This window comes from Maribacter sp. (assembly GCA_020629415.1).
GTDB lineage: Bacteria > Bacteroidota > Bacteroidia > Flavobacteriales > Flavobacteriaceae > Maribacter > Maribacter huludaoensis.
This window is the reverse complement of sequence record JAHDDL010000012.1, coordinates 78576-92765: the sequence shown is the minus strand read 5'-3', so window position 1 is coordinate 92765 and position 14190 is coordinate 78576. Positions and strand designations below refer to the sequence as shown.

At 37.7% G+C, this 14190-nt stretch carries 11 protein-coding genes; 5 read left to right on the top strand and 6 right to left on the bottom strand.

Going from position 1 to position 14190, the window contains the following annotated elements:
• Positions 1–280: 280 nt before the first annotated feature.
• Positions 281–1408: a site-specific tyrosine recombinase/integron integrase gene (gene xerA / locus QZ657_RS07110; protein ID WP_291965883.1), complete on the bottom strand. Its 1128-nt coding sequence runs from the start codon at positions 1406–1408 to the stop codon at positions 281–283.
• Between the two features lie 83 nt (positions 1409–1491).
• On the opposite strand from xerA, the gene QZ657_RS07105 reads away from it, so the two are divergent.
• Positions 1492–1863: a hypothetical protein gene (locus QZ657_RS07105; protein ID WP_291965877.1), complete on the top strand. Its 372-nt coding sequence runs from the start codon at positions 1492–1494 to the stop codon at positions 1861–1863.
• 80 nt (positions 1864–1943) lie between these two features.
• Here QZ657_RS07105 and QZ657_RS07100 read toward each other — a convergent pair whose 3' ends face one another.
• Both QZ657_RS07100 and QZ657_RS07095 read right to left on the bottom strand, forming a co-directional pair.
• Positions 1944–2570 (bottom strand): HmuY family protein, encoded by a 627-nt coding sequence (locus tag QZ657_RS07100; RefSeq protein ID WP_291965876.1) that lies wholly within the window; start codon positions 2568–2570, stop codon positions 1944–1946.
• Between the two features lie 33 nt (positions 2571–2603).
• Positions 2604–4718 (bottom strand): TonB-dependent receptor plug domain-containing protein, encoded by a 2115-nt coding sequence (locus tag QZ657_RS07095; protein ID WP_291965873.1) that lies wholly within the window; start codon positions 4716–4718, stop codon positions 2604–2606.
• Positions 4719–4833: 115 nt separating this feature from the next.
• Between QZ657_RS07095 and QZ657_RS07090 the strand changes: the two genes are divergently transcribed.
• The 4 genes from QZ657_RS07090 to QZ657_RS07075 all read left to right on the top strand — a co-directional run bounded on the left by QZ657_RS07090 (position 4834) and on the right by QZ657_RS07075 (position 10175).
• Positions 4834–5739 (top strand): DUF6607 family protein, encoded by a 906-nt coding sequence (locus QZ657_RS07090; protein ID WP_210708998.1) that lies wholly within the window; start codon positions 4834–4836, stop codon positions 5737–5739.
• Between the two features lie 4 nt (positions 5740–5743).
• Positions 5744–7246 (top strand): ankyrin repeat domain-containing protein, encoded by a 1503-nt coding sequence (locus QZ657_RS07085; RefSeq protein ID WP_291965871.1) that lies wholly within the window; start codon positions 5744–5746, stop codon positions 7244–7246.
• Positions 7247–7296: 50 nt separating this feature from the next.
• Positions 7297–7782 carry a DUF2271 domain-containing protein gene (locus tag QZ657_RS07080; RefSeq protein WP_091605074.1) on the top strand — a complete coding sequence of 162 codons (486 nt, stop codon included), beginning with the start codon at positions 7297–7299 and terminating at the stop codon, positions 7780–7782.
• A gap of 197 nt (positions 7783–7979) precedes the next feature.
• Positions 7980–10175 (top strand): PepSY domain-containing protein, encoded by a 2196-nt coding sequence (locus QZ657_RS07075; RefSeq protein ID WP_291965870.1) that lies wholly within the window; start codon positions 7980–7982, stop codon positions 10173–10175.
• 66 nt (positions 10176–10241) lie between these two features.
• Here QZ657_RS07075 and QZ657_RS07070 read toward each other — a convergent pair whose 3' ends face one another.
• The 3 genes from QZ657_RS07070 to QZ657_RS07060 form a co-directional block, all read right to left on the bottom strand.
• Positions 10242–12209 carry a heavy metal translocating P-type ATPase gene (locus tag QZ657_RS07070; RefSeq protein WP_291965869.1) on the bottom strand — a complete coding sequence of 656 codons (1968 nt, stop codon included), beginning with the start codon at positions 12207–12209 and terminating at the stop codon, positions 10242–10244.
• A gap of 44 nt (positions 12210–12253) precedes the next feature.
• Positions 12254–12670: a Fur family transcriptional regulator gene (locus QZ657_RS07065; protein WP_071341937.1), complete on the bottom strand. Its 417-nt coding sequence runs from the start codon at positions 12668–12670 to the stop codon at positions 12254–12256.
• Positions 12671–13054: 384 nt separating this feature from the next.
• A complete protein-coding gene (locus tag QZ657_RS07060) occupies positions 13055–14026 on the bottom strand; it encodes a succinylglutamate desuccinylase/aspartoacylase family protein (protein WP_291965864.1) in 972 nt (323 codons plus the stop codon).
• Between the last annotated feature and the right edge of the window lie 164 nt (positions 14027–14190).

Sequence of the window (14190 nt, the reverse complement as noted above, 5' to 3'; positions counted from 1 at the left end):
TTAATTCATTCAATGAGTCGTATTCATTTATTTTAAACTTAAGTCCAACACCTTCTCCTTCAATGTAATGGTTCTGTATTTTATTTATAATCTGATTTTCAATGGTAATTATCTTTTTCTGATTAGACACAAAAGGGCTTTTTTCAGACTTCCGATTTTCATTACTAACACATTGTGTTAATAGTAAAACTGTTAAAATCAAATTTAGAATCTTCATTTTCGTAATTGCAGCTAACAATTGTATATGTGCACAATTGCACATATATCTACTTTGTGCATACTAATCTAATGGATTTTTTATTGTCTTAAAAGTATTAGTGGCTACATGGGTGTATATTTCTGTTGTCTTACTGGAACCATGACCTAATAATACCTGTATTTGTCTAAGGTCAACGTTAGATTCTAACAAATGTGTTGCAAAACTATGCCTTAGGGTATGTGGAGTTACATTTTGTAAAATTCCAGCTTTATGGGCAGCTTGTTTTACAATTTGTATTACACTTGCTGCACTGTACTTACCGCCTTTACGGCCTTCAAACAAATAATCTTTAGGATGCCATTCTTTAAAATAGAGCCGTAAATCTTGTAGAACTGTTTCGGACAATAGACTTACTCGGTCTTTATTGCCTTTGGCGCCTTTTATAGAAACCAACATTCGTTTACTATCTATATCCTTGACCCTAAGGTTTAAAAGTTCACTTCTACGTAAACCGGCACTATAAAGCAAGGCTAAAATGCATTTATGCTTTAGGTTTGTTGTACAATTCAGCATGGCAATGACCTCCTCTTTTGAAATTACGGTAGGTAGCTTATGTTCCTTCCTTGGTCTTTCAATGTCGTAAAATCGGTTGGGCATGCCAAGAACGGTCTCATAATAGAATTTAATGGCATTTATAGTCTGATTTAAATAGGAGTTAGATACGTTTCTATGTATTAACCTTTGTAGATATGACCTTACGTCACTTTCGTTTAAGGTTGTAATATCTCTGTCCATATAATGATTAATGAACATTTCAAAAAAGTTGACATACGTTTTTACGGTGCTGTTGGCATATCTTTTAAGCTCCAGTTTTAACAGGTATTCCTCTGGGCAGACCCTATAGCCTTCAGGTAGTTTCCTTTCCCTGAACCATTGTACATCTACTACTTCATTATGGGTGTTGACGGGTCTGTTGCTTAAAAATTTATTATAGTTGATCCATACAACTCCCTTAAAAGTATTGAAAATAATACCAAGGTTTTTCTTTGTATTTAGAATGTAGACCATGTGGTACTTACTGCTCCATTTAGGTTCGGGAAGCCCCTTGATCAGGTTCTGTATAAGCTTGTCTTGAGTAAATTGTATACCGATCATCTTCTGATTTTTGATCATTAGATGATGTAACGTAATGGATTTTGGTGTGTTCATCATGCCAAGTGTAATACTAAATAAATCAATTAATCAACTATTATGTGTATATTATTCGTATAATATTCGATTAAGTTATACGTATGAAAAGAGTTTGTCCAGAATGTAATAATGAAGTGATAGGTAGAACGGATAAAATTTTCTGCTCAGTAAAATGCAAGTCCATACATCAATATGAAAAAAGTCAGAAAGAAAATACCTTCTATTTTTCGGTGGATAAACAACTGAAGAGAAATAGAAAAATACTAAAACGCTATAATAAGTCTGGATTTACAACTATTAGAAAGAGTATTCTTTTAGAGGAAGGTTTTAATCCCAAATTTTTTACCCACTACTGGAAGAATCAAAAAAATGATGTTTACCTTTTTTGTTATGATTTTGGGTTTTTAAAAACGACTAAAAATGGTGTAACAAAGTATGTTATTGTGCAATGGCAAGATTATATGAACAAGTAATTATTGGTTTGACGAAAACAAAAAAAGGGCAACCCTAAAGTTGCCCTTTTACATTGGACTTTTATGCTCTAAAAATAAGACTATTCTAAAGAAGTATCGCCTTCGTTAGGGTTGTATACATAATTAAAGGTATAGTACGGTGTAGCATCTTCAAAAGCATTTGGTTCAGATGGCGCATCTTCATAATAGCTTATAAACTCTACTTTGGCATAATTGCCTTCGGTAGTTCTAAATACAAATACTTTACCCGGTATAGGTGTAATTAAATGTGTTGGGTCTCCTGCGTAGTTGTACCAACCATTATCACTACCTGTTGCTATGGCAAAAGAAGCATCTGCATCTTGCTCAAAAGTAAGTCCTTCTGCTGTGGTTACACTTGCCAAGGTGCCGGTTACTTCGGCTACGCCAACATTACCGTTTCTTTCCGGTTCATCTTCAGTGCCGGTCAAGGTGCCGCCATTAACGGCGATCGTGGTGCCCCTAAAGGCAATGTCCCATGCGGTATTACTGGTAGTAATGGCTCCGGTCTCAAAATCAAATTTGGTGAACTCACCACCAACAGGTTCTCCTTGACCTCCGGTTTGTGGTGCATATAAATTGCTAATGGTCTCCGTCTGTACCGGATCCGTTGGTGTGCTGTCATCATCACTGCTACAAGAGGTGAATGCCATTGCTAAAAATGCTACTGCTAAAATGTTCTTTGTCATGGTAATTGTAATTAGAACCTGTTGCCAGGTGGGTTAGAATTGATAATTTAATTTAATGAATGCTTGTATGCCCGGCATTGTCGGGATATTGTTATCCGTATAATCCAATAGGTTGTTTGCGCCAACCTGAAGTGTAAAATCTGTATAGAATATTTTGCTTAACGCAGCATTGAGGGTAACAAAACCATCTATAAAACTGGTATCGAAATTATCTATGAGTCCGTTGCCATTGGTGTCATATTGTGCATACTTACTACGGTAGAGTACACGCAAGTTTACTTGGGTATTGGCAGAGGGTATATCATAGTAGAATTTAAAATTGGCATTGTGCCTAGAACGGTTGACCAAGCCAAAATAATCAGAAGTGGCCAGGGCAACAGATTGCCCGGTATTGGCATCGCGTACAAATACTTGATCGTTTTTTACGTCTTCTCTTCTTTGTTTATCAAAGGCATAGAGTAATTGGTATCCGGCACTTATATTTAAATTATCCGTGACTTTGTAGGCGGAGTTGATTTCAAAGCCCGTAGTGTATATTTCATCAAAATTCATATAACTGAACACGTTTTGTCCATTGGTCTTGCGGGCAATGATTCTGGTATCTATTAGGTTTTTAAAATCGTTTTTAAAGAAATTGACTTCTGTATTGCCAACACCATGTTTTAGAGTTAGGCCTAGGTTATAACCAATAGAACTTTCTGCTTCCAACGGTTGGCTCAATTCGTCCTCAGTGACCACCACATCTAAGATTTGGTCTTGTTCTTCTAATTCTTGTAATTTATCCGAGGCTACATTATAACCTAGTACGGTATAGCCCACCGCGGAATTGGTGAAGTCAAAATATAACTGTCTAAAATCGGGCGCTTTAAAACCATAACCTACAGATCCCTTAATAGCCAGATTTGGATTTAATTGGTAGCGTAATGCCAACTTGGGACTAAATTGGTTGTTGTATTCAGAGTGATTGTCAAAGCGGGCTCCGGCAATAACATTCAGTTTTTCCAAAGGGTCAAAATCATACTGGGCATAAAGGTATTGAGAAGTGAAATTCACTTTTTCTTCAAAATACGTCCTGTCCAGCTCATCTAACTGTAATCCCGCTCCTGCAGTTAAAGTCCCGTTTTGGAACCCGGTTCTGTTTTCGTTTTCAATATTAAAGGTATAACTGCCACGTACCTCTGGCCTCAATAATTTTTGATCAAAATCACTATCGCTCAAAACATCGGTAGAAATAGGGTCTGCCAATAATTCGGTAGCAACGTAATTGGTATAGTACAGTTCATAAGCCATGTTGAGCGCCGGGGTCCATTTGTGGTCCAGTCTGGCATGTGCGTTCCATTCACGTTCTTTGGTATCACCCTCATATTGAATGCTATCTACGGTGAATCCGGTAGCTTGTACCTGATCGTAGAATCGTCCAGAGGTAAAGAGAGAAAGTTTATCGTTAATATCATAATACAACCTACCGTTTAGGGTGTAGTTGGTATACGGGTTAACGGTTTGGTCCTCCGCATCTTCATTTAGGTCATATCCGTTGGATGAGAAACGATTGGCAAAAAATCCATACCGAAATTTTTTAAAACCCTGCTTAAGGTCTAGGTTCATATCTTGTTGAGAAAAGCTACCGATACGGTAGGATGCATTTCCGCTAAAATCCTGCTTTTCCGGTTTTTCGGTGATGATATTGATCACACCGCCCAATGCTTCCGATCCATATAAGCTGCTTGACGGACCTTTAACAACTTCAATCTGTTTGATATTGCCTACGGTAAGTCTGCTTAAATCGAAATTTCCGGCACTGCGCCCCACCAATGGAACTCCATCTATAAGAATCAGAATATAGTCTGATGCAATACCTTGTATTTGTACCCCTTGAAATCCACTTTCATCGGTAACCGTTATAATACCTGTTTGCTCTTTCAGTATTTCATTAAGGCGAACGGTACCGGATTTTATAATCTGTTTTTTGCCTACCAAGGTAACGGGTAGGGGAAGCGATGATAATTGACGGGCAGTTCTTGTGGCGGTCACTATGACTTCATCTAATTCTTGTGACACAATAGAATCTGTAACGCTGGGCTCTTGGTTTTGCGCTACTATAATAGGTGTGCCTATAAGTAATAATAAGGTCGCTAGTCGAAATTGCATTATATTTATTTAGACTTATTCTTGATAAGGACGCAAATATATAAACAATTCTTATTTAGAATAAATTAAAATAACTATTTTTGTCAATGAACATCAAAAATAATACACCCGTAAAATGAAAACAGTATTACCTACCATAATGGCATTAGTAGTATCTGCTAGTACAATTGCCCAAAAGGCGAAAAAGAACGATGACCGTGAAGCTATAAAAAGTATGTGCGGTTGTTTTGAAGTAACTTTCAACTTTGCCGAAACATTCAACCATAGTACGGATTCTTTGTATAAGCCTTCTAAAACAAAAGTGGATAAGGGCTTAGAGTGGGCAGAACTGGTGACGGATGAAGATGATAAAATATCCATTCAGCACCTGTTGCAGGTAGGTAACCCTGCAGACCCGCATATTGTAAAGCATTGGAGGCAAGATTGGCTGTATCAAAATACAGACCTATATTCTTATAATGCCGATAATACATGGACATTTAAAAAATTACCATCAGATAAGGTAAAAGGGCAGTGGACCCAAAAAGTATATCAAGTAGATGATAGCCCTAGGTATGAAGGCTCATCTACATGGGTACATGTAGATGGTAAAAGCTTTTGGGAAAATACTTCAGATGCCCCATTACCAAGACGTGAGTATACTACAAGAAGCGACTATAATTTGACCGTTCGTGGAAATCGCCATGAGGTTACGGATTACGGTTGGTTGCACGATCAAGATAATACAAAGGTTATTCGTGAGGCAGGCAAAGAAGATGTCATATTAGCTCAGGAAAAAGGGTATAATACTTATGTAAAGGTTGATGATAGTAGATGTGCCGCTGCCGCAGCATGGTGGAAATCCAATGCGGATAAATGGGCTTTGGTACGTACAAAATGGGATGATGTTTATGGGAGGAACAAAGACCTTTCTTTAGAGGAAAAAGTAGATAATAAAGTTTTGTACAAATACCTTTTTGATGATGAATATGATCAAAAAGATGAAATAGAAGAAGTAATAGAATCATTCGTTAAACAATAAGGACATGAAAACCATAAAACAATTAGCACTGACCGCATTTTTGTTCATAAGCTTTACGGGTATTGCCCAGCAAAAGAATGAACTTTTAGATCGTACATTTTGGAAGAGTAGCCCAAGTGTTGCCACTGTAAAGCAAAAAATAGCAGAGGGTAACGATCCAATAGCAAAAGACAGCAATTCTTTTGATGCTACTACACTGGCCATAACCAGCAAGGCAGATACTGAGGTGGTTAAATATTTATTGTCCTTAGCGGGTAATGAAGTGGATAAGAAAACCCATGATAGCCGTATTTATTTACACTGGGCAACGTATGCCGGTGATGCCGAATTGGTTCAATATCTATTGCATAACGGTGCTTCTGTAACTGCATTGGATAGTCACAGGTATACACCACTTGCCTTTGGAGCCAATGCGGGACTAACAAATCCTAAAATATATGAGGCTTTTGAAGCAAAAGGGGTGAACCTTAAAGAGGAGAAAAATGAGCATGGTGCCAATGTGCTATTATTGGCGGCACCATCATTGAAATCTGAAGAGGAGCTGAATTTCTTTTTAAACAAGGGTTTGGCTCTTGATAGTAAGGATGATGACGGTAACGGTATTTTTAACTACGCTACTAAAAAGGGGAATATAGATTTCTTGAAATTATTGATAAGCAAAGGAGTAGATTACAAAACATTGAACAATAATGGTGGTAATGCCTTTATGTTCGCATCTCAAGGTGGTCGCGGATTCAGCAATGGTCTACCGGTCTATACATATTTAAAAGGTCTAGGATTGGAACCTAATATCGTTGAAAAAAATGGTAGTACCCCAATGCACCGTTTAGCTTTTGGTAATAAAGATGCTGCTATTTTTGATCTGTTCTTAAAAGCTGGTGCAGATGTAAATCAAGCGGATGAAGAAGGAAACACTCCGTTCTTGAATGCTGCCGCTAGAAATGATTTGGCCGTTGTTCAATTATTGGCCAAGGATGTTAAGGATATCAATGCGGCCAATAACGATGGTGAAACAGCTTTAATGCTTGCCGCTCATGATAACAAAGCTGATGTAGTTGCATTTTTAATTGAAAAAGGTGCGGATATCAATGCTAAAGATGCTACCGGTAATACTGCGGCTTATTTTCTTACGGATTCTTACAGTAAAAGAAATGCCAAGGCTTTTGATGCTAAACTGGCTTTGTTGAAAGCAAAAGGTTTAAAATTCAATACCGTACAAGGTGAGGGTAATACCTTATACCACGTTGCGGCCAAAAAGAACGATTTGCAACTCATGAAAAAGATAGCAGATTTCAATATTGATGTAAATGCTAAAAACGATGAGGGTATGACTGCTTTGCACGTTGCGGCCATGAAAGCGGAAAACGATAAACTACTAAAGTTTTTGATCGCCAAAGGTGCGGATGCCAATAGCAAAACAGATTTTGAAGAAACGGTTTATGACCTGGCTAGTGAAAATGAAATGTTGCAAAAGGGAAATACATCGTTAAACTTTTTAAAGCAATAAGTTAGGTGTCGCTTAGCTTATCAATGAAATAAAGAACCAATAGTATTAAAATGAAAAGATTTTTAAAATTTATACCGGCCGTAGTTTTGGTAGGATCATTATTATCCGCTTTTACCGTAGTGGACAAAACTGCCGTAAAGTGCCTTATTCAACTGACCAATTATACAGGTGAGGGTGCGTACTTAATAGTGTCTATCGTGGATGCCGATAATGAGTATGTAGAAACTTTATATGTACAGGGCAAAGATAGTGAGTGGTATAGTGAAATAACCGAATGGTGGAAATTTTATGGCAAACACCGTCCAAATATAGATGCCATTTCTGGAGAAACTATTAGTGGTGGAGAGCGCGCCTTGAACGTGTTGCAGATACCTAATGATAAAATTGACCAAGGTTACAACCTTCGTTTTGAAACTTCTGTAGAAGACCAAGGGTATTATGCAGATGATATTCAATTTCCTTTAACGACCGAAAATTTAAAGACAAAAGTTGAAGGCAAAGGTTTTATTAGGTATGTACGTATGCTGCCGCAATAAATGACCTTATAAAAGATGAATCATATTTTGGGCGCAGTCAAGTACAATAATGTTATTTGCTCATAAAAACATGTTGACTGCGTTCATTTATTTTTTTACTTGTTTGCTTTTTTTACAATCACATTTCCAGATTGGCGCTAAACCGCCATTCTGGAATTTTTTAAATTATATACTGTTATAAAACTACATTCCTACTTATGACCATTTCTATTTGGCGGTATAGTCATCTTACGCTTGCCTTAATTTCATCTCTATTTTTGGTGGTAGCTTCTGTAACCGGTATTATACTTGCCGTAGAGCCTATTTCGCACCAAACCAAAGGTTATGCCGTGGCGGATTTAGATCAAGTTCTGTTGGCAACGACCATAACTGCTCTTAAAGATTCATATGATGAGGTGTTGGGTTTAGAAGTGGAATCATCTGGCTTTGTAAAAGCTTCCGTATTGACCATGGAGATGGAAACCTTGGATGTGTATATAGATCCATTTACTGGAGAACAGCTTGGTGAAGTAGAAGAGCGGCCTTATGTGTATACATTTGCTACCAATGTACACCGTTCCCTTTTTTTAAAGAGTATAGGTAGGTTCTTTGTTGGTCTAATTTCATTACTATTATTGATTATAGCTGTTACCGGATTGGTTTTATTAGCTAAGCGCCAAGGCGGATTTTTAAAATTATTTACAAAAGTCCAGAAAGATTACTTTGAGCTAAAGTACCACGTAGTATTGAGCAGATGGTTTTTTATACCCATCATAATTCTTGCTTTTACCGGGGTGTATTTATCTGCGGAAAAATTTAATTTATTGCCGAAAACAACGGTTGATCAGGTTGAGGTACCGGTAAGCAATTCAGCTCAGAAATACGAAAACATTGCAGATATTCCCTTTTTTAAAGAAACCACATTGGCAGAAATACGCCAGGTAGAATTTCCTTTTTCAGATGATCCAGAAGAATACTATCTCATTGCTTTACAGGATAAGGAAGTTGAGGTACATCAGCAAACAGGTGAGATTGTTAGTAAAGGAGATTATCCGTTTGTGACCTTAGCATCAAGATTAAGTTTGGTATTGCATACCGGTGAGGGCAATGTAATATGGTCCGTTATCCTGTTATTGGCCAGTGCGTCTATTTTGTTTTTTATGTACTCAGGTTTCGTGATGACTTTAAAACGGAGAAAGAAAGCTAAAGGAGTTTCGCAAATGCCCGATAAAGATGAATGCGAGTATGTAATTTTAGTAGGTTCTGAAAGTGGTACGGCGTTCGATTTTGCACAGCGATTTTATAACGGATTAACACAAGTAGGGAAAAAGGTCTATTTAACGGAGCTTAACAAGTATAGCGTCTATGCGAAAGCTAAAAATATCATTGTGTTTACTTCTACCTATGGTGAAGGTGAGCCGCCTACCAATGCCCGTAAATTCCCTGCGATCTTTTCAACGGTAACGCAGCCAAATGCTATAGCATATTCTGTAGTGGGTTTTGGGTCTTTGGATTATCCAGATTACTGTAAATATGCCATAGATGTGGATCAGCAGATCAATGCAGATGATAATTTTGAAAGACAATTGCCGCTGTTTAAAATTAATCAGGCAGATTTTGAATCTTTTGAACTTTGGTTGATTCAATTTTCCAATAAAGTTGGTTTTACCATTCCGGTAGAGAGACCGTTCATCCATAAGAAGAAATATAAAAAAGTGGACTTTGAGGTGGTGGAGCGAACGGATTTAAATGTAGACGATACTTTTTTATTGCGATTACGACCAGTATCTCAAATTGATTTTACATCTGGGGATTTATTGGCAATTTTCCCTAATAATGATGAGATGGTTCGTCAGTATTCCATTGCGCGGGTAGATGATGATATTTTATTAAGTATTAAAAAACATGAGTTGGGCAGAGGCTCTAATTTTCTATATGGCTTAGAAACGGGTCAATTTTTTAAAGCTGCTATAGACGTGAATCCGCATTTTCATTTACCTAAAAATGCTAAAAATTCAATTTTCATCTCAAATGGTACCGGAATAGCTCCGTTCTTAGGGATGATCTCTGAAAATACAGCTCAGAATACCACACTGTTCTGGGGAGGGCGTACAAGGGCTTCGCAATCGCTTTATGATGATATATTGCAAAAAAGTCGGTCAGGCTTAAAGAATTTCAACCTGTTTGCTACATATTCTAGAGAAGGACAAAGACAATACATTCAAGATGCCGTTCTAGAGCAAAAGGAATTGGTCTTGCGGACCATAAATGAAAAAGGCACCATAATGCTCTGCGGATCTTTGGCAATGCAGCATGATGTACTTGATGTAATTGAAAAAATTCTTGAGGGAAACCAACAAATTACATTTGAAGCCTTTGAGCAAAGCGATCAGTTGAAAACGGATTGTTACTGATGTTAAATATACTGGCTACTGTTATACAGATTACTCAATGTATTTTTATGATGTTCGTAGAAAAAATTAATTCCATTGCATTTTTTGCAAACGCACTGCGTTTAAAATAGCTAGTAGGGCAACGCCAACATCTGCAAAAACGGCTTCCCACATGGTAGCCATGCCACCTGCACCCATAGCAAGAACAATAATTTTTATCCCAAAGGCCAAGGCAATATTCTGCCATACGATATTGCGGGTAGATTTTCCTATTTTAATTGCTGTGGCAATTTTTGTAGGCTGATCGTTCTGTATAATAACATCGGCAGTTTCAATGGCAACATCACTTCCTAATCCGCCCATGGCAATACCTACGTCACTAATGGCCAGTACAGGAGCATCATTGATTCCGTCACCCACAAATGCCACCTTGGTCCCTGCTTCATTTTTTAATTTCTCCACTTCCGCCAATTTATCTTCGGGTAGCAGTCCGCCCTTTGCCCAATCCAACCCCAGTTCTTGTGCTACTTTTTGGGTTATGGAATCTTTATCACCGGATAACATGATAATTTTTTGAATACCCGCCTTACGCATATTCGCAATAGCCAGTACGGCATCCTCTTTTATTTCATCGGCTATAGTTACGTAGCCGGCAAATTTTCCGTCTATTGCCATCATCACTATAGATTCAACAACAGATTCCGTTTCTTTTGGTATGCTAATGTGGTGGTCGTTCATAAGAGCCTTGTTGCCCACAAGCACAGTTTTGGTATTGACCATGCCTTTTAAACCCTTGCCTGCAATTTCGGTTACTTCTGTTGCTTTATAGGGTTGTGTATTTAATTCATATTCTAAAATAGCCTTCGCAATAGGATGTGTGGATTGAGATTCTATGGCGATCAAGTAGTTCATGAATTCGCTTTCGGTAAAGATCTGATCTTTAATAAGATCCTTTATTTTGAAAACCCCTTTGGTCAATGTGCCTGTTTTGTCCAAAGCTACCGTGTTCACTTTGGTCATGGTGTCTAGAAATGAAGCTCCCTTAAGTAAAATTCCGTTTCTGGAAGCTGCGCCCAGTCCGCCAAAATATCCTAGGGGAATAGAAATTACCAAAGCACATGGGCAAGAGATTACAAGGAATATCAAAGCTCTGTACAGCCAATCTTGAAACACATAGTTTTCTACAAAAAAGTAAGGTAGAAATGTCAGTGCAATGGCAAGGTATGTGACTATGGGGGTGTAAACTTTTGCAAATTTTCTAATGAACAGTTCTGTCTTTGATTTTCTTTCCGTTGCATTTTGTACCATGTCCAAAATGCGGGCAATAGAGCTGTCTTTGTATGTTTTGGTAGTGGTAATTTCGACAACGCCAGATGTGTTGATGCTTCCTGCATAAATAGGAGCTCCCTTTTTTAGGGACATTGGTTTGCTTTCACCGGTAAGTGCCGCAGTATTGAATGTTCCTTTTTCAGAATTTAACTGTCCGTCCAATGGTACTTTTTCTCCGGCTCTAACTTGTATTTTTTCCCCAATTTCCACTAGCTCCGGTGCTATTGAAATATAGCTATGATCCCGGAAAACCAAGGCGTGATCCGGTCGTAGATCAAGTAAAGCTTTAATATTGCCTTTTGCACGTTTTACAGCGGCACCTTGAAAAAGTTCGCCAACTGCATAAAAGACCATTACCGCAACACCTTCAGGATATTCGCCTATGGCAAACGCACCAATAGTTGCAATTCCCATTAAAAAGAATTCGGTAAAAAAGTTTCCGTTTTTAATGCTTTTCCAGCCTTCTTTAATGACAGGGAAACCAACGGGTATGTATGCTATAATGTACCACCCTAGGCGTATATAGTTGTTAAAAAATGGCAATATGTTGAAATAGTCAATGGTAATACCAATAAGTAACATCAAAAAACTGATGATGGCAGGCAGGTATAGGTTAAAATTTGAAATTTTGCCAGTGCTTTCTGTTGTATGTTCGTTACTGCAACAATGTCCGCATGAACTTTGAGGGGCTTTAGTTGCAGTCTCTTTTATTGGGTTCTTTTTCATAACACCGCAAAGGTGGGCAAAACATCAGTGCAACAGAAGTGCATTTAGTGCTGGCTGCAAGAATCGCATACGCCCTTAATGACCAAATTGGCATCTTCGGCTACGTATCCTTGGGGCAGATTTATATGGGGAATTTTATGTTCGGTCAAACAAACGGTTTTGTCACAATTGCCACAGTGAAAATGTAGGTGAAGATCTTGATCAATTTCACAATTGCAGCCGGGTTCGCATAGCGCAAATTTTGAGATATTAGTGCCATCATCAATTTGATGTACCAGTCCTTTTTCTTCAAAAGTTTTTAACGTACGGTAGAGTGTAGTACGCTCCGCTTTATCAAAAGCATTCTCAATATCTGTCAAAGCAACAGCGGTATTTTTGCTGGCCATATACTTATAGATAAGTATGCGCATGGCGGTAGGTCTGACACTTTTATTTTGTAATGTTTTTTCTATCTCGGTCATGCAAATTATGATTTTGTAATACCCGTAACACTAATGTAATCAATGTATTGGTGTATTTCAACTTCATGAGATCTTTAACTTTAAATTATGTTATTTACTTCTAAATATTGGGGGCATTTTTTGGTGTAAAGTGTTGAGGATAGGAGAAGTAATGGCTAAATGAGCAGTTATTACATTTTTTGGAGCTTTGTAATCATGCGAAATGCGCTTTAGCAATATATTGAACAAAAGAAAAGTGCTGTTGAATTAAGTTTTAGATGTGTCTAAAAATAAAATAATACACTTTTTTGCTGGTTACATAATGATCCTAGTATCAGTTTAATAACTGTTTTTAATTGCAGGTGATCTTTAACTTTTTGGGTGATGTGGTTAGGGTTTCTTAATTTATTCTACATCATGCGCAATGTGAAAAATGGCATCACCTTGGTTCACTATTGGAGACTCGTTTATACAAATAATATAGCCTGTTTCTTTCGCTTTTATTTTTTTCTCAAAGTAACCGAAAGGTCCGGATATGCTTCCTATCTCATCTCCTTTTTGCACGGATTCGCCCACTTTTATACTTGGGTGAAACATGCCAGAATGTTTTGCCCTAATCCATTTAGAGGCATGCACCAATTTTGGTATGGATTCTTTAAGTGCATATGCTGCCAATTCTTTTTCAAAATTTCGAAGTCCTAAGTGATGCATCATCCGTAAGGCACCTACAACGCCCGTATCCGTAATTTCACTGTCTATTTGAAGCGATTTACCACCTTCATACAACAACACTTTTTTGTCTAATTGATGCAGCGTCTCAAGAAAGGATTTTTCCCTTCCGGCGGACTTCACTATAAATTCAGCTCCAAATACTTTTGCCAATGCAAGGCCATCTACATCATCTCTATCTATTCTAATCTGGGGTGCATTAAAACGGCTATCACCGCCCGTATGGTAGTCTATACAATAGTCTATAACAGGTGCTATATCTTTTACCAAATGGTATGCAAACCTACTGGCTAAAGATCCTCTTAAGCTGCCGGGAAATACCCTGTTCAGATCCCTACCATCTGGAAATTGCCTTGTTTGGTTTAAAAACCCAAAGATGTTGACTACCGGTATACATATGACCATACCACAATCTGGTCGGTTAAATTTTTTGGAGACTATTTGCCTTACGATTTCAACGCCATTGATCTCATTGCCGTGAATACCACCTGTAATCAATAGGCTTGGACCATCTTTTTTTCCGCGCTGTACTATTACAGGAACCTCGATCTTTGTTCTTGTGTGTAGTTTAGCGATATCTAGATTTAATTGGGCGCCTTTACCTTTTGCTATTGTCTCACCTAAAACCGTGTACTTTTTATTGAACATGTTATATATGTATGTTTAACACTTTGCTGTATAACTTAATTTGTACGTTTTTGTTATAACAAAGTGTAAAATTAGATGATAAATAACTGTCAATGCCAATTATAACAAAAAAGAAGTACCCATTGCTGAAATGTAAACTTTCAACAATGGGTACTTAATGATCA